Source organism: Pseudarthrobacter polychromogenes (assembly GCF_014644495.1).
In the GTDB taxonomy this organism is placed as follows: Bacteria; Actinomycetota; Actinomycetes; order Actinomycetales; family Micrococcaceae; genus Arthrobacter; species Arthrobacter polychromogenes.
Genome location: NZ_BMKU01000008.1, coordinates 183,511 through 209,492, shown reverse-complemented (window position 1 = coordinate 209,492; position 25,982 = coordinate 183,511). Strand labels below are relative to the sequence as shown.

Genomic DNA, 25,982 nt, shown 5'->3' with positions numbered 1-25,982 from the left:
CCGATGTCCCGGGCACTGATCATCGTCGACGTCCAGAACGATTTCTGCGAGGGCGGTTCGCTGGCCGTTTCCGGCGGCGCGGACGTGGCCGGCGCCATCAGCGAATATGTGGACGCCCACCACGGCGAGTTCGACCACATCGTTGCAACCCAGGACTGGCACGTCGATCCGGGAGAGCACTTCTCGGACACGCCGGACTTCAAGGACAGCTGGCCGCCGCACTGCGTGGCGGGCACCCCCGGTGCTGAACTGCATCCCGACCTGGACACCGAATACATCCAGGCCTACTTCCAGAAAGGGCAGTTCTCCGCGGCCTACTCCGGATTCGAGGGCCTGCTGGCCCCCGAGGATGCGGTGCCCACCGGGGAACGGCAGCCCGGGGCCCTGCCCGGCCCAGCGGACGCCGAAAGGTTTGCTCCGGACGAAGACGCGATCGGGCTGGACGACTGGCTGCAGAGCCATGACGTGGAAGACGTCGTCGTTGTGGGAATCGCCACGGATTACTGCGTGATGGCAACGGCCCTGGACGCCGTCCAGGCCGGCTACTCCGTCACCATCCTGCGCTCCCTGACGGCCGGAATCGCCGAGGACCTGGAGGAAGCAGTGGCCGAAATGGAACTGGGTGGCGTGGACGTAGCCTAGAGCAGCTACAGGAGTGGCCCGGCGCTCATGCGCAGCCGGCCCTTCGTTGTTTCAACCCGCCCCTTGATCCCAGCGCAAGAACAAGGACCGGGTACTACAGTGGATGCATGGCTGCCAGCCGCAATCCGCTCGACGACCTGCGCGACACCATCGGGCGCCTTGCCGATCAGCTCAAGCTGCCCGGTTCGGAGCGCGTGGATGACCTGGTCGGCGATCTCGTGGGTCCGAAGCCCGGGCCGGCCCGGCCGTTGTCCGAGGTGCAGGCCGAGCTCGACGCGCTGGTTGGACTGGAGACAGTGAAGGAACAGGTGCGGGCGCTCGTCGCACTGCTCCAGGTCCAGGCCCGTCGTAAGGCGCACGGACTGCCGGAGGTGGCCACATCACAGCATCTCGTGTTCCTCGGAAACCCGGGCACGGGCAAGACCACCGTGGCTCGGCTCCTGGCCGAGATGTACCGCGCAGTGGGGCTGCTGCAGAAGGGCCACCTGGTGGAGGTCGACCGTTCGGGCCTGGTGGGGCAGTACGTCGGCACGACCGCCATCAAAACGGACCGGGTAATCCGGCGTGCGCTGGACGGCGTCCTATTCATCGACGAGGCCTACGCGCTGTCCCCTGAGGACGGCCGGATGGACTTCGGCCCCGAGGCGATCGAGGTCCTGCTCAAGCGGATGGAGGACCACCGCCACCGCCTGGTGGTGATCGTGGCCGGGTATCCGCGGCTGATGGAGTCCTTCCTGCTCTCGAACCCCGGCCTGCGGTCCCGGTTCGCCCGCGAGATCATGTTCCCCGACTACTCCGTGGACGCACTCCAGACGATCTTCCACCGGATGCTGACCCAGCACGGGTACAGGCTGGAGCCGGGCGCAGACGAGATGCTGCGCCGCATCTTCACCGGGCTCCACGCGGGCGAGGACTCCGGCAACGCACGGTTCGCCCGCACGCTGTTCGAGCAGGCGCTCAACCGCCAGGCGCTGCGGCTGTCCCTCGACGAGGAACACAGCCTCGACGCGCTTGATCGTGAGGCCGTCATGACGCTCACCGCAGACGACCTCGTCGAGGCCGCGCTGGCCTTGGGCGAGGAACCGGAACCTGAACCGACGCCGGAACCGGAGCAGCCACGCTGGTGGCGCTGGCTGGCCTGACCCTGCTATTTCCGGCCGATGAACCAGTCCTGGAGCTTCCGCAGGCGCGACTGCAACTGCTCCTCGTTCGCCTGGGCAACCGGCGGTCCGCCGCACACTGTCCGCAGCTTGGTGTGCACCACGCCGTGGGGTGTGCCCGTGCGGGCAGACCAGGCGGCCACGTTCTTGGCCAGCTCGTTACGGAGGTCCATCAGCATCCGGTGGTCCGGTATGGCCGGCGCCGGGCTTTCCGCCGCCGCGGGTGCCTTCCGGTTCTTGCGGTTCAGCTGCTCGTGCTGGCGCTGCCGCAGCAGCGTGCCCACCTGCTCCGCGTCCAGCAGCCCGGGGATGCCCAGGAAGTCCATCTCGTCGTCGGACCCCACCTCGCCGCCCGTGCCGAACTCGCCGCCGTCGAACAGCACGCGGTCAAAGGACGCCTGCGAATCCAGGGCCTCGAACTTGCCCTTGGTGAGGCTGTCCGATGCCTTGTCCTCGCGGTTGGCCTCGGACATCAGCGAGTCCTCGGGATTGAACAGGCCGTCCGCGTCTTCCTTCTCCGGGCGGTCAAGGGCGTGGTCCCGTTCGGCCTCCATGGAGTTGGCAAGGGCCATCAGCTGCGGCACTGAGGGCAGGAAGACCGACGCCGTTTCGCCCCGCTTGCGGGCACGCACGAAGCGACCCACCGCCTGGGCGAAAAACAGGGGGGTCGAGGTTGACGTGGCATACACGCCGACGGAAAGCCGCGGCACGTCCACACCCTCGGACACCATCCGGACCGCCACCATCCAGCGTTTCTCGCTGGCGGTGAATTCCTCGATCTTGCTCGACGCCTTCGCGTCATCGGAAAGGATGACCGTGGGCGACTCCCCCGTGATCCTCTTGAGCTGTCCGGCATACGCGCGGGCATCCTCGTGATCCGTGGCAATCACCAGGCCGCCGGCGTCGGGAACGGTGCGGCGCACCTCGCTGAGCCGCCTGTCCGCACCCGCAAGCACCGCCGGAATCCACTCGCCTGCGGGGTTCAGGGCGGTACGCCAGGCGTGGGATGTGATGTCCTTGGTCACCGCGGCCTCACCCAGCGACGCCGCCATCTCCTCGCCGGCACTGGTCCGCCACCGCATCTGCCCGGAATAGGCCATGAACATCACCGGACGGACCACGTGGTCCCGCAGCGCATTGCCGTACCCGTAGGTGTAGTCCGCCTTGGAGCGGCGGATCCCGTCCCGGTCCTGGGCGTATTCGACGAAGGGAATGGGAGAGGTGTCGGAACGGAACGGCGTTCCCGTCAGCGAGAGCCGCCTGACCGCGGGGTCGAAGGCCTCGCGCAGCCCGTCACCCCAGGACAGTGCCTCGCCGCCGTGGTGGATCTCGTCAAGGATCACCAGCGTGCGGGCAGCTTCCGTCTTGGCGCGGTGGAGCAGCGGCTTGCTGGCCACCTGTGCATAGGTGACGGCAACGCCGATGAAGCCGCGGCCGTGCTGGCCGTCGGAGTTCTTGAAGTTGGGGTCGATGGCGATGCCCACCTTTGCCGCCGCATCCGCCCACTGCCGCTTCAGGTGGTCGGTGGGCGCCACGATGGTCACCCTGTTAACGGCGCCGGAGTCGATGAGGGTGGACGCCACCCTCAGCGCGAAGGTGGTCTTGCCGGCGCCCGGCGTTGCCACGGCGAGGAAGTCGCGTGGGCTGTTGCGCAGGTACAGGTCCAGGGCTTCCTGCTGCCAGGCACGGAGTTTCGGGGCGGTTCCCCAGGCTGCACGTTCCGGATAGGCCGGAGGCAGGGTGGGGCCGCCAAAGAGCGTCTCCGTCACTATTTGTTGTTGCCCGAGTCCCCTCCGGGACCCTTGCCGCCGTCGTTGCCCGGGCGGAGGCCGTCGTAGACCTCTTTGCACATCGGGCAGACCGGGAACTTCTGCGGATCCCGTCCCGGCGTCCAGACCTTGCCGCACAACGCGATGACAGGGTCCCCGGTCAGCGCGGACTCCATGATCTTTTCCTTGCGCACATAGTGCGAAAAGCGCTCCCGGTCCCCGGGCTCCACTTCCTGGCGCAGTTCCTCGCGCTCAATGGTGGCTGTGGACGTTCCAGCCCCGGAAAGCTCGCGCATCGGGTCGTTTTCGAGAGGGTCCGTCGTGCTAGTCATGCCAACCATCTTAGCTGTTCCACCGGCCGGACGTTCGACGTCGGCGCGTCCCCTGCCCGCCGCCGTCGGACTTTGCGGCGGCGTGCGCTGGCAGCGGGCGGTGCGGGCTAGATCCCCTGCCAGGCGGGCTTGTTGTCATAGGTGTGCCGGTAGAAATCCGCCAGTTTCAGGGCCGACGCCGCGGCCTCGTCCAGCAGGACGGTGGCGTGCGGGTGGAACTGCAGGATCGACGCCGGGCAGATGGCGGCGACGGGACCTTCAACGAATTCGCGGACAGCCTGGGCCTTCTGCGCACCGGTTGCCAGCAGGATGACGTGCCGCGCCTCCATGATGGTCCCGAGTCCCTGCGTCAGGACATGGTGCGGGACGTCCGCCAGGCTGGAGAAGAACCGGGCGTTGTCCCTGCGGGTCTGTTCGATGAGGCTCTTGATGCGGGTCCTCGAAGCGAAGGAGGATCCCGGTTCGTTGAACGCGATGTGGCCGTCCGTTCCCACCCCGAGGAACTGCAGGTCAACCCCGCCTGCAGCGGCGATCGCCTCCTCGTAGGCGCGGCAGGCAGCCGGGATGTCCGCGGCGGCACCGTCCGGCCCGTGGACGTTCTCCGGCCGGATGTTGACCCGGTTGGTGAACTCCCGGCGGACCACTTCCCGGTAGGACTCGGGGTGTCCGGGCGGAAGTCCCACGTATTCGTCCAGGGCAAAACCGGAGGCCCGGCTGAAGTCCAGGCCGTCCCGCTCATGGCGGGCAGCCAGCTCATCGTAGACCGGAAGCGGGGACGAACCAGTCGCCAGGCCAAGGACGGCATCAGGTCTGCGCCGGAGGAGGTCCTCGACGGCATCGGCGGCAAGCTTGGCAATCTGTTTGCTGCCGTTGAGGATGACGACTTCCATGCTGATTCCTTCCGAACGCTGTTCAGCGGTTGACGGACACCTGGGCCAGCAGCTCGGGACCGCGGTTGTCCAGCCATTTTCCGCCCAGCCTGACGCCTAGGACAAACAGGACCAGGCCCAGGACCGTCCCCGCGGTGAGGTTGATCCAGCCGAAGAGGCCGTTGCCCGTGACCACCTGCGCAACCAGGAGGCCCACCTGCGGCAGGACCAGGACCATCAGGACCAGCAACCCTCCGAACTGTACCGCGAGGGTCTGCCCCACGTTGCCGGGCGGTTTCTTGAACGGGCTGTCGCCCGGCAGCGGAACGGCCACGGTGTACCGGGCCGAGACCACCGATGCCAGTCCCAGCCCGGTGAACAGGATGCCCAGGCTCAGGCCCAGCTGCCCGGGCAAGCCCGCCCAGTCCCCTGTCAGGGCGGAATACCCCAGAGCGAACACCAGTACCACCGGCAAGGCGAACGCCAGGCAGGCAAGGGCGCGGCCCAGCCGGTCCGCCAGTCCCCTGACGCCGGTGGCAAGGTGCAGGGCGAAGGCGGTGTTGTCGTAGGACACGTCCGCAGAGATGGACCAGGCGAGGATGAACGCGGAGATCGGGGCAAGGATGCCCAGGCTGGTGAAGTCCCCGGTCTGGCTGCCCTGGAAGGCGAGCACCACGGGAAGCAGGGGGATCACCACCAGAGATCCCGAATACCGTGGATCCCGGAACCAGTACGTGAGGGACCTCGCCATCACCGCGCCGGCCGGAGTGGCGGGCAGCACTCCCAGCAGTCCCAGCCTGCCGCCTTTGCGCCTGCCGCTACCCGCGTAGGGAGGAGTGACCAGCGCCCGTTCCAGCAGGGATTTCCATGCCCACGCGAGCGCGGCCAGTGCTGCAACGGATACCAGCAGCTTTAAGGCTGCCTGTCCCGGCTGCCCGGCGGCCACGTCACCGCCCAGCGACCACGGTGCGCCCAGCGGGGTCCAGGAAAGCGTCCTGGCAAAGCCGGGCAGGAAACCGGTGGAGGCTGAGAGGCCTTGGCCTATTCCTGCCACAATGGGCCCCATCAGTACCAGCGGCACCATGAACGCTATGGCGCTGATGTCCTTGAACCGCCGCGATGCGGCCAGGCTTGCCGTTGCCGTGGTCACCACTTTGGCGAGCACCACGCAGGTCAGTACGCCCAGCACTGCCCCCACGAACGCGGCGAGCGCAGGAAGGACACCATGGGACCACGTGGCCACCGTGGACAGCGCCACCAGCGAAGTGGCCAGCCCCGGAATGCCGATCAGTCCGCCCAGGGCCAGCCCGGCCAACATCTGCTTCATGGGGATCGCGAACGTAGTGAACCGTGCGGGATCCAGGGTCATGTCCGTGGCAGAGGCCACCACCGGCACGACGCCCCAGCCCAGGATGGCGGCGGATCCGCCGAGCACCACAGCGGTCTGGGCAAGGTCAAGAGGCGCGTTACGCAGGATCACCAGTGCCATCACAAGCGTTGCCACCATCCCCAGTGCGTAGAGCCCGGCGATGGCCATCCCCACCAGTTGCCACGGGCTGCGACGCAGGCCGTTGCGCAGCAGTGTCAGCTTGAGCCTTAGAAGGTGCGCAACCATTCCAGTCCTTCCGTGTGGCTGCGGCCGCCCACCAGCTGCACGAACCGGTCCTCCAGCGAGGCCCCGGCACGCACCTCGTCAACGGTTCCGGCGGCGAGCAGCCGTCCGTTGGCCACCACTGCCACGTGGTCGCACATGCGCTGCACCAGGTCCATGACATGGCTGGACACGATGACCGTGCCGCCCGAAGCGACGTAGCTGTCAAGGATGGAGCGGATGTTGGCCGCGGAGACCGGGTCCACCGCTTCGAAAGGTTCGTCCAGGACCAGCAGCCGGGGCGCGTGGATGAGGGCGGAGGCCAGCGCAATCTTCTTGGTCATGCCCGCCGAGTAGTCCACCACCAGGGTGCCGGCGTCCTCCTGGAGATCCATGGCGGCGAGGAGGTCCGCAACGCGCGTGGCCACTGTCTCCCGGTCCATACCCCTCAGCAGCCCCGCATAGGTAATGAGCTGCTCGCCGGTGAGCCGGTCGAACAGCCGCACCCCGTCCGGCAGGATGCCCATCAGCCTCTTCGCGTCCAGCGGCCGCTGCCAAACGTCCACGCCGTGGACTGCCGCTGTCCCAAAGTCCGGACGCAGGAGGCCGGTTGCCATGGACAGCGTGGTGGTCTTACCGGCGCCATTGGGTCCCACAATGCCGTAGAAGGAGCCGGCCGGCACGTCCAGGCTGATGCCGTCCACGGCGATCTTCCCGCCGAACCGCTTGGCAAGCCCGCGGATGGACAAGGCCGGCACCTGCGGTGCCACACCGGGGTGCAGAGCCGGCACGGAATGCAGTGCATGGTCTGGTTGCGGGGCCGGCTCGCGTTGCGGGGCCTGGTCGGGTTGCAGTGCCGGGTCGGGTTGCGGGGCAGTCATGAAGCCAGACTAGCCCTCGGGTACCCGCTGCGGGGTCCTCCCTGAGGAGTAGCGGGAAAGGCGTAGGAACCACTTCCGGTAGGACGCTGTCCGGCGACATCGTTCCGGGGCCCCTAACGCACCTTCCGGATGCGGATGGGCCCCTTGGCGGTGGCGGGATCCACCACCGAGCCGCCTTGGGTGATCTGGACTTCGCCTGCGTCAACCAGCCGCCGCGCCGCCCTGCGGGCGGGCTCCATGAGGTCGCGCCACTTCCCGCCGCCGACAGCGCGGGCAGCCTCCGACGGGCAGATGGTGGACGTGGCGGCCCTGGCAGCCAGGAGTTCCAGGATGGCGGCTTCCAACTGCTGCTCGATACTGACGGCAGCCGCCGGCGTCGGTTCAAGGCCTGGCGCCCTCTCCGGCGCCGGCGCAGGGTGAGGCGCAGTGCGCCGGTCCCGGCCGGCCATCAGAAGGTGCGCCGCGGAACGGCACGCTGGTATTGCGGCGGCCACGCGAGGTCATGGCCCAGTTCAAAGGCGGCCCTCAGCCACCAGTGCGGGTCCCGCAGTGCTGCCCTCGCGATGAGGACGCCGTCAGCCTGTCCTGTGGCGACGGCGTGTTCAGCCTGGCCTGCCGAGGTCAGCAGGCCAACGGTGCCGGTGGCCACTCCGGCTTCCTTGCGGATGGCTGCCGAAAATCCCGTCTGGTAGCCGGGGCCGGCCTTGATCTGCTGGTGGGCAACGGCGCCCCCGCTGGACACGTCGATGAGGTCCACACCGTGTTCGGCGGCCTGCCGTGCCAGTCGCACGGAAGCGGCCAGATCCACGCCGCCTTCTGCCCAGTCGCTGGCGGAGATCCTCAGGAGCAGCGGCATGGACTCAGGAATGACCGCGCGGACGGCGTCAACAACAGCCAGCATCAGCCGGTTCCGGCCCGTTTCGTTGCCGCCCCAGGCATCGGTCCGCGTGTTGATCAGCGGGCTCTGGAACTGGTGCAGGAGGTACCCGTGGGCACCGTGGATCTCAATCGTGTCGAAGCCCGCGTCCACCGCCCGCACAGCGGCGTCGGCAAAGTCGCGCACCACGCCGCTGATCTGCTCCACGCTCATCGCCGCGGGGTCCGCGTACCCTTCGAAAGCCAAAGGCGACGGGCCCACGGTGGTCCAGCCGCCGTCGGACTCCGGAACGCTGCCGTGCTTGCCGGAAAATGGCCAGTAGGTGGACGCTTTCCTGCCCGCGTGGGCGAGCTGCACGCCGATCTTGGCGTTGGCGGCGCCGTGCCGGTGGACAAAGGACGTGATCCGCTGCCAGGCTTCCGCCTGCTCACCGTTGTAGAGGCCGGCGTCGCGGGGGCTGATCCGGCCTTCCGCATTCACGGCGGCGGCTTCGGTCAGTATCAGCGCCGCGCCCCCCGTGGCGAAGGACCCCAGATGCATCAGGTGCCAGTCGTTCGGGACTCCCGGGGCGTCGTCGGGGTCGCAGCTGTACTGGCACATCGGCGACACCCAGCCCCGGTGCTGCAGCTCCAGCGAGCGGAGCCGCAGGGGCTGGAAGAGCGCCGGCACTAGAACAGCACCCTCGCGAGGGCCTGGCGCGCCTTGGCAACCCGCTCGTCTGCGGTGCCCACCACATCGAACAGCTCCAGAAGCCGGACGCGGGCAGTCTCACGCTCCGGGCCGAAGTTCCGGCCAATGAAGGAGACCAGCCGGCTCAACGCATCCTCCACATGGCCGCCCGCCACATCAAGGTCTGCCACCCCAAGCTGGGCATCAAGGTTGTCCGGCTCATTGGCCGCGAGCGTGCGCAGGGCTTCGCTGTCCTGGGCGGAAAGCGGCTGCAGCCTCCCCATCAGCTCCACCTGGGCCAGTCCGGCCTTGGCCTCATGGTCCGCAGGCATCTCGGTCAGCGCCTGGCGGTAGGCATCGGCCGCGGCAGCGTAGTCCCCCGCTTCGATGGCGTCAAACGCAGCCTGGTGCAGTGGCGGCAACGGCGCCGGAGCGTCCTCTTCCTCCGCACCGGCACCCAGGCTCCCGGTCACGCCGTTCGCGGCGGCCACTTTCAGCAGTTCGTCAAAAAGGCTGCGCACCTGCTGCTCGTCCGCGCTGCCCTGGAAGAGCGGCACCGGCTGGCCCTTGAGGACGGCCACGGCGGTGGGGACAGCCTGCACCTGGAAGGCCTGGGCAAGCTGCGGGAACGCTTCGATGTCCGCGGCGCCAAGGACCAGCCGGCCGCCGTAGCCACCAACCACCCGCTCCAGGACCTCAAGCACGGCTGCCGACTCCGGCGAGTAGGAGGCCCACAGAGCGAATACCACAGGCACCTGCGCCGACAGCTCCACGAGCTGCTGGAAGTTGCCCTCGGTGACGTTGACCTTCAGTTCCTGGGCGCCGGGAGCGGCACCCGGCTGGGCGCCTTCCTGCGGCGTGCCGGTCCCGGCCGGTGAAGCTGGCGAGGCCGGGCGCTGCTTCAGGCTGGAAAGGTCGACGGCGCCGCGCAGGTTAAGCAGGTTGGCAGCGGCAGGAGGGACTGGGCGGGAAGCTGGCGAACTCATGCTTTCCACTCTAGCCACTCCGGCCGCTGCCGGGGCTACTGCAGGAAGGGGATTACTTGAAGCTGGCCCCCGTCAGGCCGCGGGTTGCCGCCACAAGCTTCATCGGGTCCGTTGATCCTGCCGGCGGCACGTACACGGCCACCGACTCGGCAAAGCTCAGGACCATGCCGGTGGTGGTTTCCTTGCCGCCGGCCAGTGCCGCTGCGTCGTCTCCGATGGTGAGCTTGTCGCCTGCGGCCTTGGGGGTCCCCTCGAAGCCGAAGTTAATCCGTCCCAGGACCAGCGCGCCGCCGTCAGCCGTGCGGAAGACAACAGTGCTTTCGGGGACCACCTTGTGGGTGAAGGAGAAGTTGCCGTTCTCGCCGGACTTCACCACTTCAGCCTGGTAGGACAGGGTGTCCGCGATGTACGGCGAGGACTCCCCTTCCACCAGCTTGTCCTTGAAGGCCGAATCTTCGGAGGTGAGGCGGTCCGCCAGGCCGGACAAGGCTTCTTCACCGCTGTAGAGCAGGCCCGTCTTGTCTGCGGGTGCCAGCGTCTCGGTGCCGTCCCGGCTGATGGTGGGGAACGTGGTTCCGGGCTGCAGCGGGTTGGTTTCCACGAGCTTGTAGTTCTCACGCGGCGAGGCCTGGACCAGCGTCAGCAGCTGCGGCACCACATTGCCCTCACCCTGGGTCACGGCCATCACGGACCGCGGCCATTCGCGGTCGCTGGTCACCACGGTGGTGAGGAGCTTGGTGGAGCGCACCGGCATGCGCGGCTCGTAGGAGCCTACCTGTGAACGGATCTTGTAGTTCTGGGTGCGGACTTCCAGTTCGGTCCCGCCCACACGGTCGGACAGCTTTGCGGCATCCTTGGCTGCATCTCCAGCGTCAACGGCGCTGGAGACCTGTTCCAGGATCCGGCGGAACTGTGCATCCAGCAGGACGGGGGAACCTGCCTCCTGCGCCGCGGGCGATGCCGTTGCCGCGTCAGCGGAAGGCGCGGGCGCGGGAGAAGTGGCACTTGCGGCGACGCCGGTCCCGGCCACCACGGCAGCGGCAACCACGCCGGCAGCAGCCATGGTCACCCGTGACGACGACTTTGCCTCGCTGCGGGCGCGGGCGCGCCGGGCAAAGCCGCTGCCCTCTCCGCCGCCCTCACCGTTGCGCCTGCGGGCAGAGAGCAGGGCCAGTACGATCCCGGCAAGAACCAGCAGGGAACCAAGGACCATCAGGGGAACGGCCCAGGGTGTGGAGGTGTCGTTCGGGAACGTCATGGAGATGGAGGCAGGTGCGGGCTGCGTTCCGTCCGAGGCCAGCAGCAGGGTCCAGTCCCCGTCAGCCGGCGGGGTCCAGGAGTACTCAAGCTCCCCGCTGGCATTCTCGGTGGAAACCCAGAGGTCAGAGCCGGCAGGGTTGGGGGCAGTGGCCTCGCCGTCGGCGTGCTCAACCTGGAGCGACTCTCCGTCCTCGGTCACACCGGTAACGGTGTTGTGTGCGGCCTGCCCAACCCATGCGTCCACATCGTCCGGACGGCCGGCGGCCAGCATGAAGTTGCCGTCGCCCTCGATATCGATCTTGACTGTCCCGCCGTGAAGGGTCCGCAGGTTCTGGTCGATCACGGTGATCGGCGCAGCGGCAGCATCGGCCGGCGCGGAAGCCGTAAAGGTCTCGGAGGGGGCCCAGATGGTCCTCTGGCCGATGCCGGCCAAAAGTGTCAGGAGGCCGAGCAGCACGAGTGCGACTGCAGTCTTTAAACGCAAGGGAACACCTATCATCAGCGGGGGTTTAGTTTCAATAGTATCCGTTTTGTTATCGCGAGCCCGGATCGGGGCTTCGCGCAGGATCGCCGGCGGGCCCCTGAGCAGGCCCTTCAGCTGTTGTTGACAAGGCTGCTGATAGTGTTTGCGATGATCATCACACCGGCCCGCCCACGCGGCGCCATGTACGGAACAGGCCCCAAGAACCAGTGACTGACACGACGGACGAATCCTCCGCGGCACCAGAGAACCCGGGGGGCACGCAGCCGCCGGCAGCCGCCGCCAACGGTCCTGGAAAACGTCCTGGAACTGCCCGCCGGAAGAGGCCCGCCGCGGCTGCACTGGGGATGCTGGCCCAGCGGCTGCGGCAGCCTTTGCCGGGCGCCCAGCCACGTCTTCGGTTCGAGATGCCGCCGGAGTACACGCGGCAGGACGGGGACGGCGGAGGCGACAGCGGGGTGCAGCCCCAGTTCGGCAGTCCGGGCCCCCGGATTTCGCCACAGCATCCCCTGTATCTGGGCTTTATGGGAACCGTGGGCGTTGGGCTTGCACTGCTGGTCTACTGGATCGGCTCCAACACCACCCAACTGCTCCTGTGGATCGTTGCGGCGCTGTTCATCGCGCTGGGCCTGGAACCTGTCGTCAGCTGGCTGGAAGGCCGGAAAATCCCCCGTCCCGCCGGGATCCTGGTGTCCGTCACGGTACTGGTGAGCGCCGTCGTCGGCTTCTTCGCCACCCTTATCCCCACCATCGTGGAACAGGTCACGCAGATCGTCGAGCAGGCGCCGGTGTGGATCCGGGACTTCATCGATTCCGAGTTCTTCCGCAGCCTGGACGACCAGTTCGGTGTTCGTGACCGCGTCACGGAAGAGCTGGACAAGTTCGTGAACGACCCCGCGGCATTGGGCGGTATCTTTGGCGGCGTTGTCGGCTTTGGTTCCACCGTGGCCAACGGACTTTTCGGCACCCTGATCGTCCTGGTGCTGAGCCTGTACTTCCTTGCTGCCCTGCCCGCGATGAAGAAGTGGGGCTACCGGCTTGCGCCGCGGTCCCGGCGGCACCGGGTGGAGGCCCTGTCCGAGGAAATCACCCGATCGGTGGGCAACTACGTGATCGGGCAGGCGGTGGTTGCCCTCCTGAACGCCACCTTTGCCTTCATCGTGATGTCAATCGTGGGAATACCCTTCGCCCTGCTGCTGGCCTTCGTGGTGGCGCTGCTCGCCTTCATTCCGCTGGTGGGCGGAATGATTGCCGGGGTCGTGGTGCTGCTGGTCTCGCTGACGGAGGGCTGGCAGACCGCGGCCATCTACGGAATCTGCTACTTCTCCTACCTGCAGTTCGAGGCCTACTTCATCTCCCCGCGCATCATGCAGAAGGCCGTGGCCGTTCCCGGCGCCGTGGCTGTTATCTCCGTCATCGCCGGCGGCAGCCTGCTGGGGGTGCTCGGCGCCCTCATCGCCATTCCCACGGCGGCTGCTGTCCTGCTGCTGGTCAGGGAGATCTACATCGTCCGCCAGGACCAGCACTAGCACGCTTCCCTAGGCGGAAGCCGTAGCCACAGGCCCGTCCCATTCCTGCGGCAGTCCCGCAACGCCTGATCCTGCTTCGCTGACCTCATCCACAATTTCATTGAGGACCCGGGCAGCATACTTCTCCCCCACCCACAGGTGTTTGGCACCGTCCACGCCCACCACGCGGGCCTGCGGCACCAGGCTGAAGCGTTCGGCCGCCTCGGCAGGCTTGAGGAAGTCATCGTGCTCCGGCACCAGGACCGCGAGCGGCTTTCCGGATGCCGCCCACTGCAACAAGTCCTTGTCCTTGGCCCGGTGCAGCGGCGGCGAGAGCAGGACTGCCCCCTCGACTTGGGACGCCACCGGCTCCACGGCCCCGTACATCAGGGCGAGTTCCGTGCCGAAGGACCACCCGACCAGCCAGCGGTTGGGCAGGCCGCGTTCGACGGCGAAGCGGACCGCGGCCTCCATGTCATGGCGCTCCCCTACCCCCTCGTCGAAGGCCCCGCTGCTGGTTCCGTGCGGGGATGCGGTTCCGCGGGTGTTGAACCGCAGCACGGCGATGCCGGCGAGCGCCGGCAGCCGGTAGGAAGCCTTGCGGTAGACATGCGAGTCCATGAACCCGCCGTGCGTTGGAAGGGGGTGCAGGGTGATCAACGTGGCATTCACGGGGCCGGCTTCCGGCAGCGCCAGCTCGGCCACCAGGGTGTGCCCGTCTTCCGTATCCAGCTTCACCAGCTCGCGCTTGGCGGGCAGCACGGTGGAGGCACGGATGGGAGTGGGGCCTGGGCCCTGGCGGAATTCGTACGACGCCGGATCAAAAGTCATGCCTGCCAGCTTAGCGACAGCGGGCGCATCTTTGCCCGCCTGTCAGCGGTAGCGGTAACTGCGTGACATCCAGCAGTTGGTGTGCCAGTGCCGACGCTCGGCCAGTCCGGCGGCAGCGCCGAACAGGTGGTCGTCCTTCCAGACCACCAGGTGGGCCACACCGGGCGGCACGGCAGTGGAGCACTCGGGGCAGATATAGGTCTTTTCGGCATTCCTGGCGGTCATGGTGCGCACCATCCACTCGCCGTCTGGGGCGCTTTCCCGCCGGGCAATGCCGGCACGCGCCCGTTCCAGGTCAAGCTCGGGCACCTCCCGGCTGCCCTTCTTTCCAGCGCCCGCCCTCCCGGAGACGGAACCCTTTCCGGACACTGGACGGCGGGGTCGGTTGGAGCGCGGCATGCATCCATTCTGCCCCAGCCGCCGTGCGGTTTCCTGCGGCCAGACCCCGGTGCGGTGGGTACCGCCTGCCAACTGCGTGCGCGCCAGACGGTAGTCTGTACGGCGTGCGACTTGTGATAGCCCGATGCTCCGTTGATTATGTTGGCCGGCTCAAAGCCCACCTCCCGCTTGCCACCAGGCTCCTGCTGGTGAAGGCCGATGGCTCCGTCCTGGTCCATTCAGACGGCGGTTCCTACAAACCGCTCAACTGGATGAGCCCGCCGGCCACTCTCAGGGTCTCCTCCCCGGAGGACGTGGATCTTGAGCTGGGGGTGATGGAGCAGTGGACAGTGCAGTCAGCCAAGACCGATGACCGGCTCATCATCAACATCCATGAAAAGCTCGATGAATCGTCCCACGATCTCGGCGTGGACCCCGGGCTCATCAAGGATGGCGTGGAGGCAGACCTGCAGCGGCTCCTGGCGGAACAGATTGAAACGCTGGGTACGGGATACTCCCTCATCCGCCGTGAATACTTCACGGCCATCGGGCCGGTGGATATCCTGGCGCGCGACGCCGAGGGCGCCACGGTTGCCATTGAGCTGAAGCGGCGCGGCGACATCGACGGCGTCGAGCAACTCACGCGTTACCTTGAGTTGCTCAACCGTGATCCCCTGCTGGCCCCGGTCCGCGGGATATTCGCAGCCCAGCAGATCAAGCCGCAGGCCAAGGTCCTTGCCAATGACCGGGGCATAGATTGCGTCACGTTGGACTACGACGCCATGCGCGGTGTTGACGACAGCGAATCCCGGCTTTTCTGACGGTGTGGCCCGGCACTTCATGGCCCGTTGCAGATGCCCCTGACGTGCGCATTCACCTCCTCTTCGCCCAAAATTTATCCGTTTTGAAGCCAAAACCGTTGACCTGCGGGAACGGGCATGAAATTCTTATCTCAGTCTTTGTGTAGGTGTTTTTTCATGCTCGCAAGACATGTTGCGAGCGCGAAGCTCCTGCACCGCCGGTTCCTTTTCCAAGGGCGGCTAACCAGGATTCTTCTCGCGGAGTGACCAAGGCCGGCACGAGGTGTGCCGATCTTAATAAGTTCCACAATGAGGAGAAATAAATGGCACAGGGAACCGTCAAGTGGTTCAACGCTGAAAAGGGCTTCGGCTTCATTACCCCGGATGATTCGGATGGGGACGTCTTCGTCCACTACTCCGAAATCCAGACCGGCGGCTTCAAGACCCTCGACGAGAACCAGCGCGTTCAGTTCGAAATCGGCCAGGGCGCAAAGGGTCCGCAGGCTACCGGTGTAACGCTGGTCTAGTCTCCGCCCGCCGCCGCACCTGCGGCCGGCAGCGAAAGGTGGTCCCCGGCATTTGTGCCGGGGACCATTTTTTACCGCTTTACAGTCGGACAAACGCAAAACACAACGCGTTTGGGTTTCCGGCCATCCCCATAAACGGCGGGCAAAACTACGGGGATATTCACTTCACCAAACTGCGCACCAGGCGGGCGCCCTGCGCAAGCGAAAGCCCGGGGAGGTAGGCGCGGGTCAGTGCCCGGCCAATAGCCGGCAGGTGCAGCGGGTCCTGGTAATAGAGGTAGAGTGCGCGGTACTCCGGCTTGAACCTTGATTTGAACGCCGCCAGGGACCGGAAGCCATAGACAGGTTCGAGGGCGTGCCCCACCAGGTCCAGGATTTTCACCAGGTTCTCCGGGCCCGGCTGCCCATCTTCGCCGCCGCCGGGGTTCTCCCCGGCAGGACCGCTTCCCGGCGCTACTGCCTGACCCACAGGAACCCGCGCCAGCGGAGAACCGGACAGGGAGATGACCTCCACGGAGCCGCGCAGCTCCAGGACCGCGGAGGCGATGAGGAACTCCATCACCCCGGGAAATCCTTCGGCGCCACGGCGCATGACGTCCAGCGTCCGGCTGACCAGCCGCCCGCCGTCGTAGACGGGAAGCCAGCTGGTGACGCCGTGGACGGTTCCGTTGCCGTCCACGGCGAGGCAGCACAGCACCTCCTCGTCCTCAAGCTCGTCCACACCGCCCAGGGTGAAGCCCATCTCGGGGACAGACTTTCCTGCTGCCCACTCTTCGGACACCTCGCTCAACCGTGACCGGAGCGCCGCCGGCAGCGAGTGGTACGGCCCCCACACGGCACGCACGCCCAGCTTGGCGGCCCGGTTCAGCGCTGTCCGGACGTTCTGCCATTCCTTTCCTTTGAACTCGAGCTCGCGGATCGGCAACCGCGTTTCCTGGGCAACGGCCACCCGGGCAAACCCCTGTTCCTGCAGCGCCGGCCACAGTGTGTCATCGCACGAATACAGCGCCGGAATCAGCGCGTGGCTCCGGCAATAGGCCAGGAACTCCCCGGTGACGCGCTGTTGGGCTTCCTTCGGTCCGAAGGCTCCGCCGAGGGTGAGGGCAACACTGCCGTGCTGCTGGAAGGCGACGGCGCCCTTGCCGTCGGAGCTGAACCAATAGGTGTTGGGTTCCCACAGCGCCATCCACGAGAGCGGGCCACCGCCCTGGTGCAGCAGCGACCTGGCCCTGTCCCTGTCCTCCACGCCGGAATCGGTGCCGTGGGCCTTGCCCAGCAGCACCCACCACACTGCCGCCAGCGCGATGACCCAGAACACCGGCCCGGAATAGGCAAACAGCACGGACTCCAGGGCGTTGCGGTCAGCGAAAACGCCGCGGTAGTGCTGCGGGATGGGGATGGGGACGTACTGCCTGGCCAGCTCAGCCAGCAGTCCCAGCAAACCGCCGTCGCGCTCCAGCCCTCCTGACCAGAACCAGGCCAGTGCGTAGGAACCGGCCAAGGCAAGCCACGTTCCTCCCGCCACCGCCGCAAGCACCCGGCGGGCGGACGGCGCTGTCTGCACCCGGAACTGCCGCCGGTTAAACCACAGGACCATCGCCAGCAGCAGCGGCACCACCACAAGGGGAAGCACGTGGGAAAACGCGGAGCCCATCGGCCCGGCATTGGGCCCCTGGCTCCTCGAGGGCAACAGGGCGAAGAGGGCAAGGTAGACGGCGGCCAGCGCCGTAACAGCCAACTGGATGGCGATGGCGATGTTCAGGGCAAGGCGACGGCCGCGGCGCATGCCGTCCGCACAGATCAGCAGCAGGGCTACCGGGACCACGGCCAGGGCAAGCCCGACGGGACCGGCAAAACCGGCCCGGCCCTCTTCCAGGCAGGAAGCCTCCACCGTGGCACCGCAACTGAACGCCAGCTGGCCAAGCGTCGGCAGCGGATTCAGGAGCACGTCGCGCAGCAGGGCCAGCGGGCCAGTGGGCGCCCGAACGATCCCGGTCAGGATCGGCCCCACGGCGAAAACGGCGACCGTGAGGGCCAGAAGGTTCCTGGTTTCGCGTCCGGTTGACCGGTGCCGGTGGAGCTGCCCCTGGTCCCCCTGGATCCACCAGCCGGCCAGCAGCCCCAGCACGGCGCCCAGCAGTCCGATCACGGTCTCAGCGTGCCCCACATACAGGACCAGCAGGAGCGAGATGGACAGCACGGCTGTCCGCAGGCGGCGCTGCCACAGGACCGGCAGCCGCGCGCTTCCCGCCAGGCCCGCCGTCAGCAGCGGGGCATACGGACCAACCAGGACGTCGTTGGCCATCCGGTCCAGCCACCCGTCCCCCACGTATCCCGCAACCTGGGTCACCAGCAGGAACAGCGTGACGGCGGCGAACTGGCCGCCCAGCAGCAATGCGATGGCCGCCCGCGTTCCCAGCCTGCGCTCGGCGGGTGCCAGGAACATCACGATCATCAACGCGGCAACAAGGTAGGCCAGCGGATTCGTGGCGAAGAAGAGGCTGGTGAAGAGGGACCACCAGTTGCCGTCCCGGAGGCCCGGCCCGCTGACACCCGCAAGTCCCAGCAGTTGTTCGGGCGGGCCTGCCGCGAAGCTGCCGGTCACTGCCCCCACGGCGAGGAAAAGACCGAGCACCACCAGCGTAAAGGGTGCCGCCTTCACGGCCGACGCCCCGTCCTTGAGGGCGGGCAGCACCACCGTGGACCAGGCAAGGCGGGCAGTCCGCACCTGCTTTTCAGCGGTCACCTGTCCAGCCCCCACCGTTCGGCCAGGAAGTCGAGGGCATCGGCAATACGCTTGGAGGAGGTATCCCACGAGTGGCCGGTATGCTCCACCTCGTAGGCGCGCACCGTAAAGCCGGCATCCTCCGCGGCAGCGGCCAGGGTACGGAGGTACCCGACGAATTCCGGGTCGTCCTGCCCGGCGGTCAGGTAGAGTCCGCTGCCGTCGAAGCGCTGCTCCTTCATGATGGCCAGGGGAGTCTGCCGGACGAAGGCCTCAGGGTCCCCCGGGAAGGACGCTTCGATGGTCTTGGGGCGCTCCTTGGCAATCGCCGGCTCCGCCTCGCCGGAGAAGGACAAAACCGAGGGGAAAAGGTCCGGATGCCTGGTTCCCAGCTGCAGTGCGCAGGTGCCGCCGAAGGAGAACCCTCCGGCCGCCCACCTGCGGTGGTCTGTGTCGACGGTGAGCGTGGACTTTATCCAGTGCGGGACGTCCTGGGAGAGATAGGTGTCCGCGCGTGCTATCCGGCTGTCCATGCACATGGTGTTGGCGGACTGTGATCCGTTGGGGTCGGGCACCACCACCACGGGAGCCACTCCCCCGTGGGCGGCGGCGAAGGCGTCCATGTGGGACTGCAGTGCACCACCGGTCAGCCAGTCTGCCGGGCCGCCCGGCTGTCCCGCCACCAGCACCAGCACCGGAAGGGCTGGGCGGTTCTGCGCAAAGTAGGCGGGAGGGAGGTAGATGTAGGCTTCCCGGGTATCCATTCCGGAAACATCGCCCGGGATCACGGACCGGCGCAGCACTCCCCCGGCCGGCATCTCCTCCTGCGCTGTCCAGCCTTGGAGCGTGGCGCCGTCGGGCTCCCCAGGCTGGCGCATCAGCTCCCGCTCCAGCGCGGGGACCCTCGCCAGTGCCGCGCCAAAGAGGTCGCTGACTGTGCGGTTGAGGCCATAGTAGGCATTGATCTGTACCGCCGAGAGAGCCGCGACCAGGAGGACCGCGGCGAATCCGGTTCCGCGGCTCCGCCAGGTGCCGCGGGGTACCCTCAGGACCAGGAGGGTAAGGGCGGCGACGGCGGCCACTATCCAGAGCAGCACAGCGTCCGGGATGTTCGCGGTGAAGACCGAGAAGACGTTGATGAGGGCCCAGTGCACGGCGGCGACCAGTGCGAATGCCGCGGCTGCGCCTGCCAGGACCCGGAGGAGCCAGTGCCGGCGGCGGGTGCCGGAAGGGGGCACCAGGAGGTACAGCGCCCCGGCGAGGCCCAGGATGAGGGAAACCCAGTAGACCGGCCCGTCCACGAGCCGGACCTCGAAGAGCCAGTCCACGCCGGCTAGCGCCAGGTGCCCACGCCGATGACCGGACCGGCCTCCAGCCAGGACGAGAGGCCGGTGTAGGCGTCGAATTTCATGGCGAGGCGCAGGTCCTTGCCTTCATACCGCAGTTCAACGATCACGACGTCGGGCTGGACCTTCACGGCCTCGGCCTCCGTGGGTTTCCGGCGGCCCAGCAGTTCAAGGCTGTGGCGCTTGAACTTGTGTTTGGGCCGGACGCTGAGCGAGATCAGGCGGAACCACTCGAGGTCGTTGTCCTGATAACGACAAACCCCCATCTGCCAGCTGTTTCCAGCCATGCAAATGGAGGCGTCCACCGTGCCGAGGGCACGCCGCAGGTTGAAGCGGCGCACCCCCGAAAGGCACAGTGCAAAGATCAGCAATCCAAAAGCGATTGCCATGGCGATGAACGGAAGACTCGATGCGTCCATCAAGGTGATGCTAGCGGATCCCAGCGGTAGCCGAGCCGCCCAGCTGGGCGTTGTCAGCAACGATGACCACGCGGTTGTTGTCCACGGAGAAGAACCCGCCGTCGACGTCTACCGCGATCCGGTCTCCCGATACCGGCTGGATCGCCAGTTCACCCTCGGCCAGGATCGCCAGCAGGGGCGAGTGGCCGGGCAGGATTCCGATTTCACCATCGCTGGTGCGGGCCTTGACCATCTTGGCCGCTCCGGACCACACGAAGTGGTCCGCTGCGACAATCTCAACCTCAAGCTCAGCCATATTACTTGGTCTGTTCCTGGATCTTGGCCCACTGGCGCTCGACGTCGTCGAGGCCGCCGACGTTGAAGAACGCCTGCTCCGCGATGTGGTCGAGGTCGCCGTCGCAGATCGCGGTGAAGCCTTCAACGGTGTCCTTGATGGATACCGTGGAGCCCTCGACGCCGGTGAACTGCTTGGCGGTGTAGGTGTTCTGGGACAGGAACTGCTGGATGCGGCGTGCACGCGACACGACGATCTTGTCCTCTTCGGAGAGTTCATCCACACCGAGGATGGCGATGATGTCCTGGAGTTCCTTGTTCTTCTGCAGGATCTGCTTCACGCGGACAGCCGTGTTGTAGTGGTCCTTGCCGATGTACTGGGGATCCAGGATGCGGGACGTTGACGTCAGCGGGTCAACGGCCGGGTACAGACCACGGGAGGCGATTTCACGGGAAAGTTCCGTGGTCGCGTCGAGGTGTGCGAAGGTCGTTGCCGGAGCCGGGTCGGTGTAGTCATCTGCGGGAACGTAGATGGCCTGCATCGAGGTGATGGAGTGGCCCTTGGTGGACGTGATGCGCTCCTGCAGGAGGCCCATCTCGTCTGCCAGGTTGGGCTGGTAGCCCACGGCGGACGGCATGCGGCCGAGGAGGGTGGAGACCTCGGAACCTGCCTGGGTGAAGCGGAAGATGTTGTCGATGAAGAGCAGCACGTCCTGGTTCTGCACATCGCGGAAGTACTCCGCCATGGTCAGCGCGGACAGGGCCACGCGGAGGCGCGTTCCCGGCGGTTCATCCATCTGGCCGAACACAAGGGCGGTGTCCTTGAGGACGCCCGCCTCTTCCATTTCAACCCAGAGGTCGTTACCTTCACGGGTACGCTCGCCAACGCCGGCGAATACCGAGGTACCACCGAAGTTGCGGGCCACACGGGTGATCATTTCCTGGATCAGAACAGTCTTGCCCACGCCGGCGCCGCCGAAGAGGCCGATCTTTCCACCCTTGATGTACGGGGTGAGGAGGTCGATGACCTTGATGCCGGTTTCCAGCATCTCGGTGGAGCCTTCGAGCGAGGCGAAGTTCGGTGCCTTGCGGTGGATCGGCCAGCGTTCGCTGATGTCCAGTTCCGACTCTGCAACGTCCAGGGGCTGGCCCAGCACGTTGAAGATGTGGCCCTTGACGCCGTCGCCAACGGGTACGGAGATGGGGGCGCCGGTGTCCACTACGTTGGTGCCGCGGACCAGTCCGTCGGTAGCCTGCAGGGAGATGGCGCGAATGAGGTTGTCGCCCAGGTGCAGGGCGGTCTCGAACGTGATGGTCTTGGTTACACCGTTGAGAGTAATCTCGGTGGTGAGGGCATTGTAGATGGACGGGATTGCGTCGGCCGGGAATTCGACGTCGACAACCGGGCCGATTACGCGCGCAATGCGGCCGGTGGCACCGGACGTTGCGGCTACGTGTTCGGTAGCAGTGGCAGTCATCTCTCTCACTTCACTCAGTAGATGGCGTGGGTTTAAGTTTATCTGTGGTGGTGCAGGTCCAGCGGAATCCGGCTTGCTGCAGGCTAGGACGCGAGGGCGTCGGCGCCGGCAACAATCTCGGAAAGCTCCTGCGTAATTTCAGCCTGGCGGGCCGTGTTGCGCAGACGCGTGTACTTCTTGATGAGGTCCGTGGCGTTGTCGCCGGCGGACTTCATGGCCCGCTGGCGTGCAGCAAGCTCGGAAGCTGCTGCCTGCAGCATCGCCGCGAAGATGCGTGACTCGATGTAGCGCGGCAGCAGGGCGTCAAGAACGCGCTCCGTTTCCGGCTCGAACTCGTACAGCGGCAACAGGTCCGATTCGGAAGCGGCCTGCTCTTCCACTACTTCCAGGGGAAGCAGGCGGATGACCGTGGGCTCCTGGGTGACCATGGACTTGAAGCGGGTGTAAACCACGTGGATCTCGTCCACGCCGCCCTCTTCGTAGTCGGTCGCGAACTCGGCCAGCAGTGCCTCGCCAATTTCGCGCGCGGTGGTGAACTCAGGCGCATCTGTCCCTCCGGTCCAGACCCGTGCGTATTCACGGTTCCGGAAATCGAAGTAGGCCTGGGCCTTACGTCCAACGACGTAAGTCTTGACTTCCTTGCCTTCTTCGTGGAGCAGCTCGATGAGACCTTCCGCCTGCTTGAGCACGCTGGCCGAGTAGGAACCTGCCAGTCCGCGGTCCGCGGTAATTACCAGGACGGCGGCACGGCGGATCTGCTCCGGCTCAGTGGTCAGCGGGTGGTCGATTTCGCTTTGGCTTGCGACAGCAGAAACGGCGCGCGTGATCGCGTTCGCGTAAGGCAGTGAAGCTGCTACGCGCGCACGGGCCTTGCCAATGCGCGAGGTAGCGATCAGTTCCATCGCCTTGAAGATCTTGCGCATCGACGTGGTCGAGCTGATCTTCTGGCGGTAGACCCGGATCTGGGCTCCCATACTTATCCTTTCCTAGCGTTCCGTGGGCCGGGTGTGCCGGGTCCACAGGACCCGGCACACCCGGCCAATGGAACTAGCGCTTCTGCTTGACGATCTTTTCCTGGTCAACCTGGCCCTCGTCGATGGCGGCATATTCCTCATGCCCCGCACCGACCAGGTGGTTGTCACCCTCGCCAAAGAAGCCCTTCTTGAAGTCGACGATTGCCGACTTGAGAGCTGCCGCGGTGTCATCGTCCAGCACGTTGGTCTGCGCCAGCGTGGTGAGGATCGAGGACTTGTGCGCCAGGTGCTCCAGGAACTCGGACTCGAAGCGGCTGATGTCCTCAACCGGAACGTCGTCCAGGTAGCCGTTGGTGCCGGCCCAGATGGAGACGACCTGGTTCTCGACCGGGAACGGCGAGTACTGGCCCTGCTTGAGCAGCTCCATGAGGCGGGCGCCACGGGTCAGCTGCTGGCGCGATGCGGCGTCCAGGTCCGAGGCGAACATGGCGAATGCCTGCATGTCGCGGTACTGGGCGAGGTCCAGTTTCAACGTACCGGAGACCTTCTTCATGGACTTCACCTGTGCGGCGCCGCCCACGCGGGACACAGACACACCCACGTCAACAGCGGGGCGCTGGTTGGCGTTGAAGAGGTCCGACTGCAGGAAGATCTGGCCGTCGGTGATGGAGATGACGTTGGTCGGGATGTAGGCGGACACGTCGTTCGCCTTGGTCTCGATCAGCGGCAGGCCCGTCATGGAACCGGCGCCCAGTTCGTCGGACAGCTTTGCACAACGCTCCAGCAGGCGGGAGTGCAGGTAGAACACGTCGCCCGGGTAGGCTTCGCGGCCCGGCGGGCGGCGGAGCAGCAGGGACACTGCACGGTAGGCCTCGGCCTGCTTGGAGAGGTCATCGAACACGATGAGGACGTGCTTGCCGCCGTACATCCAGTGCTGGCCGATGGCCGAACCGGCGTACGGTGCCAGGTACTTGAAGCCTGCGGGGTCGGATGCCGGAGACGCCACGATGGTGGTGTACTCCAGTGCGCCGTTGTCCTCGAGGGTCTGGCGGATGGCGGCGATGGTGGACGCCTTCTGACCGATGGCCACGTAGATGCAGCGGACCTGCTTGGTCACATCGCCAGAAGCCCAGTTGGCCTTCTGGTTGATGATGGTGTCGATCGCAATGGCCGACTTGCCGGTCTGGCGGTCGCCAATGATGAGCTGGCGCTGGCCGCGGCCGATCGGGATCATGGCGTCGATAGCCTTGAGTCCGGTCTGCATCGGCTCGTGCACAGACTTGCGCTGCGTCACGCCGGGAGCCTGGAGCTCCAGTGCGCGGGTGGTTTCGGCCTTGATCTCGCCGAGGTCGTCGATGGGCATGCCCAGCGGGTCGACAACACGGCCAAGGAAGGCGTCGCCCACGGGAACGGACAGAACCTGTCCGGTGCGGTGGACTTCCTGGCCTTCTTCGATGCCGGTGAAGTCACCGAGGATGATGACGCCGATTTCGCGGACGTCGAGGTTCTGGGCCAGGCCCAGCGTGCCGTCCTCAAAGCGAAGCAGCTCGTTCGCCATGACCGAGGGAAGGCCCTCAACACGGGCGATGCCGTCACCAGCGGTAGATACGCGGCCGACCTCTACGCGTTCTGCGTTTCCGGGTTCGTAGGACGCCGCGAACTCGTTCAGCGCATTACGGACGTCGTCGGCGTTGATGGTCAATTCGGCCATCTGCAGTCCCTGCTCTCCTGTTTTGTGATCACCGTTGCCGATGACCGGGGTTTCTATCAGTTTGTTTGTGCTTGTCCGGCTAACCGGCCAGCTGGCGTTGCAGCTCGCCCAGCCTGGTGAGTACCGAAGCGTCGAGCACTTCGTCACCAACCTGGACGCGGATGCCGCCAATGAGTGCCGGATCAACGTTGAGGTTGATCTTCAGTTCCCGCCCGTACATGGCGTTCAAGCCCGCCTGAAGGCGTGCAAGCTGCGTCTGCGTCAGGGGACGGGTCACATTGACCGTTGCAATCCAGCGCTGCTGCCGCTTGGCCGCCAGCTCCGCGAAACGTTCCACCAGCCGGGTCGGCTTGATGCCGCGGGGCTGGGTAACGGCCTGCCGGATGAGGACTTTGGCTTCCTCACTGGCACCGGGCATCAGCTTTTCGGCAAATGCCGACTTGGCTGCGGCGCTGGCCTGTGTTTCGGACAGAGCACGTTGTACCTCGTGGCTGGAGGCAACAGCCTGGTTGAAGGAGAACAGATCGTTCTCCAGTTCTTCCAGGCCAGTGATTCCGGAGGCAGAAACGGCCGACTTGTTTTCAGCAACGGAAATGACCACCGTTGCGGCAAGAGTCTCGAGTGCATCGCCGATGTCACGGGCAGTTGCCCAGCGCAGGCTGGCCAGTCCGCTCGCGATATCTGCAGCATCAGCGGAGACTTTTCCGCCAACCAGCTGCCTGACCAGCGCCGACTTTTCGTCACCATTGCGGGACGGGTCAGTCAGGGCGCGGCGCAAGCCAGCCGAGCTGTCCACCATTCCCAGAATTCCGAAGAGTTCCTTTGCCAGCTGCAGCGACGCCGTCGGAAGCTTGGCTTCCAACGCTGTCAGCGCTGTTGCCAGCGATTCGCTCGATACGCCTGCCATTACTTAGCTGCACCTGCGTTCTGGGTCTCCAGATCTGCCAGGAAGCGGTCCACGACCCGAGCTGCACGCTCGTCGTCGTTGAGCGATTCGCCGACGATCCGGCCGGCCAGGGTGGTGGCCAGGGTGCCGACCTCGGAGCGCAGGGACACAACGGCCGCCTGGCGCTCGGATTCGATCTGCGCGTGCGCCTGGGCCGTGATGCGGGCAGACTCTGCAGCTGCCTTCTCCTTGAGATCCGCGAGGATCTGGGCACCTTCGGCGCGGGCTTCCTCACGGATGCGGTTGGCTTCGGTGCGGGCGTCGGTCAGCTGCTGCTTGTACTCTTCGAGTGCAGCAGAAGCCTCAGCCTGGGCCTTTTCAGCCTTTGCAATGCCGCCTTCAATGGCCTCGGCACGCTCGGCGAAGGTCTTTTCGAACATCGGGACAACGAACTTGACCACGATGAACATGAGGATGGCAAAGCCCACGAGGACAACGCCCATTTCCCAGACGTTGGGAACCAGGGGGTTGACTTCGCCCTCAGTGGCGGCTGAGATGATCAGCTGATTCATATTTCACCCGTCCTTTTCTACTCGGTTCTGTAAGTTC

General features: G+C 66.2%; 25 protein-coding genes. 5 read left to right on the top strand and 20 right to left on the bottom strand.

Annotated elements, in window-relative coordinates:
• Positions 1–3: 3 nt before the first annotated feature.
• Together IEX43_RS14065 and IEX43_RS14060 are read left to right on the top strand one after the other, a co-directional pair.
• Entirely contained in the window at positions 4–642 is a 639-nt protein-coding gene (locus IEX43_RS14065) for an isochorismatase family protein (protein WP_188811899.1), read from the top strand.
• Between the two features lie 107 nt (positions 643–749).
• Complete coding sequence (locus tag IEX43_RS14060) at positions 750–1,784, top strand: AAA family ATPase (RefSeq protein WP_188811898.1); 1,035 nt, start codon at positions 750–752, stop codon at positions 1,782–1,784.
• A gap of 5 nt (positions 1,785–1,789) precedes the next feature.
• Here the strand turns inward: IEX43_RS14060 and IEX43_RS14055 are convergent, their stop codons facing one another.
• The 9 genes from IEX43_RS14055 to IEX43_RS14015 form a co-directional block, all read right to left on the bottom strand.
• Positions 1,790–3,571 carry a DEAD/DEAH box helicase gene (locus IEX43_RS14055; RefSeq protein WP_188811897.1) on the bottom strand — a complete coding sequence of 594 codons (1,782 nt, stop codon included), beginning with the start codon at positions 3,569–3,571 and terminating at the stop codon, positions 1,790–1,792.
• A complete protein-coding gene (locus tag IEX43_RS14050; protein ID WP_066277043.1) occupies positions 3,571–3,912 on the bottom strand; it encodes a DUF3039 domain-containing protein in 342 nt (113 codons plus the stop codon). The genes IEX43_RS14055 and IEX43_RS14050 overlap by 1 nt, the downstream gene beginning before the upstream one ends.
• 98 nt (positions 3,913–4,010) lie before the next feature.
• A complete protein-coding gene (gene nagB, locus IEX43_RS14045) occupies positions 4,011–4,793 on the bottom strand; it encodes a glucosamine-6-phosphate deaminase (RefSeq protein WP_188811896.1) in 783 nt (260 codons plus the stop codon).
• Between the two features lie 22 nt (positions 4,794–4,815).
• Positions 4,816–6,387, bottom strand: a complete 1,572-nt coding sequence (locus tag IEX43_RS14040) for a transporter (RefSeq protein ID WP_188811895.1) — start codon at positions 6,385–6,387, stop codon at positions 4,816–4,818.
• The gene (locus tag IEX43_RS14035) at positions 6,369–7,244 is read right to left on the bottom strand and encodes an ABC transporter ATP-binding protein (RefSeq protein ID WP_188811894.1); all 876 of its coding nucleotides are present in this window, start codon (positions 7,242–7,244) and stop codon (positions 6,369–6,371) included. The genes IEX43_RS14040 and IEX43_RS14035 overlap by 19 nt, the downstream gene beginning before the upstream one ends.
• Before the next feature lie 113 nt (positions 7,245–7,357).
• Positions 7,358–7,588, bottom strand: a complete 231-nt coding sequence (locus tag IEX43_RS14030; protein WP_192043808.1) for a DUF3253 domain-containing protein — start codon at positions 7,586–7,588, stop codon at positions 7,358–7,360.
• A 104-nt stretch (positions 7,589–7,692) separates the two neighbouring features.
• Positions 7,693–8,790 carry an NADH:flavin oxidoreductase/NADH oxidase gene (locus IEX43_RS14025; RefSeq protein WP_104184900.1) on the bottom strand — a complete coding sequence of 366 codons (1,098 nt, stop codon included), beginning with the start codon at positions 8,788–8,790 and terminating at the stop codon, positions 7,693–7,695.
• A complete protein-coding gene (locus IEX43_RS14020; protein ID WP_188811892.1) occupies positions 8,790–9,776 on the bottom strand; it encodes a tetratricopeptide repeat protein in 987 nt (328 codons plus the stop codon). The genes IEX43_RS14025 and IEX43_RS14020 overlap by 1 nt, the downstream gene beginning before the upstream one ends.
• Before the next feature lie 52 nt (positions 9,777–9,828).
• Positions 9,829–11,535: a hypothetical protein gene (locus tag IEX43_RS14015; protein ID WP_188811890.1), complete on the bottom strand. Its 1,707-nt coding sequence runs from the start codon at positions 11,533–11,535 to the stop codon at positions 9,829–9,831.
• 191 nt (positions 11,536–11,726) lie between these two features.
• Between IEX43_RS14015 and IEX43_RS14010 the strand changes: the two genes are divergently transcribed.
• Positions 11,727–13,046 (top strand): AI-2E family transporter, encoded by a 1,320-nt coding sequence (locus tag IEX43_RS14010; RefSeq protein WP_188811888.1) that lies wholly within the window; start codon positions 11,727–11,729, stop codon positions 13,044–13,046.
• A 9-nt stretch (positions 13,047–13,055) separates the two neighbouring features.
• Here IEX43_RS14010 and IEX43_RS14005 read toward each other — a convergent pair whose 3' ends face one another.
• Together IEX43_RS14005 and IEX43_RS14000 are read right to left on the bottom strand one after the other, a co-directional pair.
• Positions 13,056–13,856, bottom strand: coding sequence for an alpha/beta hydrolase (locus IEX43_RS14005; RefSeq protein ID WP_188811887.1), 801 nt, complete (start codon positions 13,854–13,856; stop codon positions 13,056–13,058).
• A gap of 42 nt (positions 13,857–13,898) precedes the next feature.
• Positions 13,899–14,255, bottom strand: coding sequence for an ATP/GTP-binding protein (locus tag IEX43_RS14000; RefSeq protein ID WP_066277065.1), 357 nt, complete (start codon positions 14,253–14,255; stop codon positions 13,899–13,901).
• Positions 14,256–14,359: 104 nt separating this feature from the next.
• Between IEX43_RS14000 and nucS the strand changes: the two genes are divergently transcribed.
• A complete protein-coding gene (nucS, locus tag IEX43_RS13995) occupies positions 14,360–15,055 on the top strand; it encodes an endonuclease NucS (RefSeq protein ID WP_174179159.1) in 696 nt (231 codons plus the stop codon).
• Positions 15,056–15,357: 302 nt separating this feature from the next.
• A complete protein-coding gene (locus tag IEX43_RS13990; protein WP_011692441.1) occupies positions 15,358–15,561 on the top strand; it encodes a cold-shock protein in 204 nt (67 codons plus the stop codon).
• Positions 15,562–15,721: 160 nt separating this feature from the next.
• Here the strand turns inward: IEX43_RS13990 and IEX43_RS13985 are convergent, their stop codons facing one another.
• From IEX43_RS13985 to IEX43_RS13945, 9 genes are all read right to left on the bottom strand, one after another.
• Positions 15,722–18,307, bottom strand: coding sequence for a DUF2156 domain-containing protein (locus tag IEX43_RS13985; RefSeq protein WP_229666464.1), 2,586 nt, complete (start codon positions 18,305–18,307; stop codon positions 15,722–15,724).
• Positions 18,304–19,614, bottom strand: a complete 1,311-nt coding sequence (locus IEX43_RS13980) for an alpha/beta hydrolase (RefSeq protein ID WP_188811883.1) — start codon at positions 19,612–19,614, stop codon at positions 18,304–18,306. Before IEX43_RS13980 ends, IEX43_RS13985 begins: the two co-directional genes overlap by 4 nt.
• A 5-nt stretch (positions 19,615–19,619) precedes the next feature.
• A complete protein-coding gene (locus tag IEX43_RS13975) occupies positions 19,620–20,051 on the bottom strand; it encodes a DUF2550 domain-containing protein (RefSeq protein WP_188727892.1) in 432 nt (143 codons plus the stop codon).
• Between the two features lie 10 nt (positions 20,052–20,061).
• A complete protein-coding gene (locus tag IEX43_RS13970; protein ID WP_018760117.1) occupies positions 20,062–20,346 on the bottom strand; it encodes a F0F1 ATP synthase subunit epsilon in 285 nt (94 codons plus the stop codon).
• Between the two features lies 1 nt (position 20,347).
• Positions 20,348–21,802 (bottom strand): F0F1 ATP synthase subunit beta, encoded by a 1,455-nt coding sequence (gene atpD / locus IEX43_RS13965; RefSeq protein WP_104184908.1) that lies wholly within the window; start codon positions 21,800–21,802, stop codon positions 20,348–20,350.
• A gap of 83 nt (positions 21,803–21,885) precedes the next feature.
• Entirely contained in the window at positions 21,886–22,776 is an 891-nt protein-coding gene (locus IEX43_RS13960; protein ID WP_104184909.1) for a F0F1 ATP synthase subunit gamma, read from the bottom strand.
• Between the two features lie 73 nt (positions 22,777–22,849).
• Positions 22,850–24,487: a F0F1 ATP synthase subunit alpha gene (gene atpA / locus IEX43_RS13955; RefSeq protein ID WP_188727890.1), complete on the bottom strand. Its 1,638-nt coding sequence runs from the start codon at positions 24,485–24,487 to the stop codon at positions 22,850–22,852.
• Positions 24,488–24,566: 79 nt separating this feature from the next.
• Positions 24,567–25,394: a F0F1 ATP synthase subunit delta gene (locus IEX43_RS13950; RefSeq protein ID WP_188811880.1), complete on the bottom strand. Its 828-nt coding sequence runs from the start codon at positions 25,392–25,394 to the stop codon at positions 24,567–24,569.
• Positions 25,394–25,945, bottom strand: coding sequence for a F0F1 ATP synthase subunit B (locus tag IEX43_RS13945; protein ID WP_188811879.1), 552 nt, complete (start codon positions 25,943–25,945; stop codon positions 25,394–25,396). The genes IEX43_RS13950 and IEX43_RS13945 overlap by 1 nt, the downstream gene beginning before the upstream one ends.
• Between the last annotated feature and the right edge of the window lie 37 nt (positions 25,946–25,982).

What these genes read in the sequence shown, in the direction of transcription:
- IEX43_RS14065 (WP_188811899.1), top strand. Translation starts at nt 4, where the DNA reads ATGTCCCGGGCACTGATCATCGTCGACGTCCAGAACGATTTCTGCGAG.
- IEX43_RS14060 (WP_188811898.1), top strand. Translation starts at nt 750, where the DNA reads ATGGCTGCCAGCCGCAATCCGCTCGACGACCTGCGCGACACCATCGGG.
- IEX43_RS14050 (WP_066277043.1), bottom strand. Translation starts at nt 3,912, where the DNA reads ATGGTTGGCATGACTAGCACGACGGACCCTCTCGAAAACGACCCGATG.
- nagB (WP_188811896.1), bottom strand. Translation starts at nt 4,793, where the DNA reads ATGGAAGTCGTCATCCTCAACGGCAGCAAACAGATTGCCAAGCTTGCC.
- IEX43_RS14040 (WP_188811895.1), bottom strand. Translation starts at nt 6,387, where the DNA reads ATGGTTGCGCACCTTCTAAGGCTCAAGCTGACACTGCTGCGCAACGGC.
- IEX43_RS14035 (WP_188811894.1), bottom strand. Translation starts at nt 7,244, where the DNA reads ATGACTGCCCCGCAACCCGACCCGGCACTGCAACCCGACCAGGCCCCG.
- IEX43_RS14020 (WP_188811892.1), bottom strand. Translation starts at nt 9,776, where the DNA reads ATGAGTTCGCCAGCTTCCCGCCCAGTCCCTCCTGCCGCTGCCAACCTG.
- IEX43_RS14015 (WP_188811890.1), bottom strand. Translation starts at nt 11,535, where the DNA reads ATGATAGGTGTTCCCTTGCGTTTAAAGACTGCAGTCGCACTCGTGCTG.
- IEX43_RS14005 (WP_188811887.1), bottom strand. Translation starts at nt 13,856, where the DNA reads ATGACTTTTGATCCGGCGTCGTACGAATTCCGCCAGGGCCCAGGCCCC.
- IEX43_RS14000 (WP_066277065.1), bottom strand. Translation starts at nt 14,255, where the DNA reads ATGCCGCGCTCCAACCGACCCCGCCGTCCAGTGTCCGGAAAGGGTTCC.
- IEX43_RS13990 (WP_011692441.1), top strand. Translation starts at nt 15,358, where the DNA reads ATGGCACAGGGAACCGTCAAGTGGTTCAACGCTGAAAAGGGCTTCGGC.
- IEX43_RS13975 (WP_188727892.1), bottom strand. Translation starts at nt 20,051, where the DNA reads ATGGACGCATCGAGTCTTCCGTTCATCGCCATGGCAATCGCTTTTGGA.
- IEX43_RS13970 (WP_018760117.1), bottom strand. Translation starts at nt 20,346, where the DNA reads ATGGCTGAGCTTGAGGTTGAGATTGTCGCAGCGGACCACTTCGTGTGG.
- atpD (WP_104184908.1), bottom strand. Translation starts at nt 21,802, where the DNA reads ATGACTGCCACTGCTACCGAACACGTAGCCGCAACGTCCGGTGCCACC.
- IEX43_RS13960 (WP_104184909.1), bottom strand. Translation starts at nt 22,776, where the DNA reads ATGGGAGCCCAGATCCGGGTCTACCGCCAGAAGATCAGCTCGACCACG.
- atpA (WP_188727890.1), bottom strand. Translation starts at nt 24,487, where the DNA reads ATGGCCGAATTGACCATCAACGCCGACGACGTCCGTAATGCGCTGAAC.
- IEX43_RS13950 (WP_188811880.1), bottom strand. Translation starts at nt 25,394, where the DNA reads ATGGCAGGCGTATCGAGCGAATCGCTGGCAACAGCGCTGACAGCGTTG.
- IEX43_RS13945 (WP_188811879.1), bottom strand. Translation starts at nt 25,945, where the DNA reads ATGAATCAGCTGATCATCTCAGCCGCCACTGAGGGCGAAGTCAACCCC.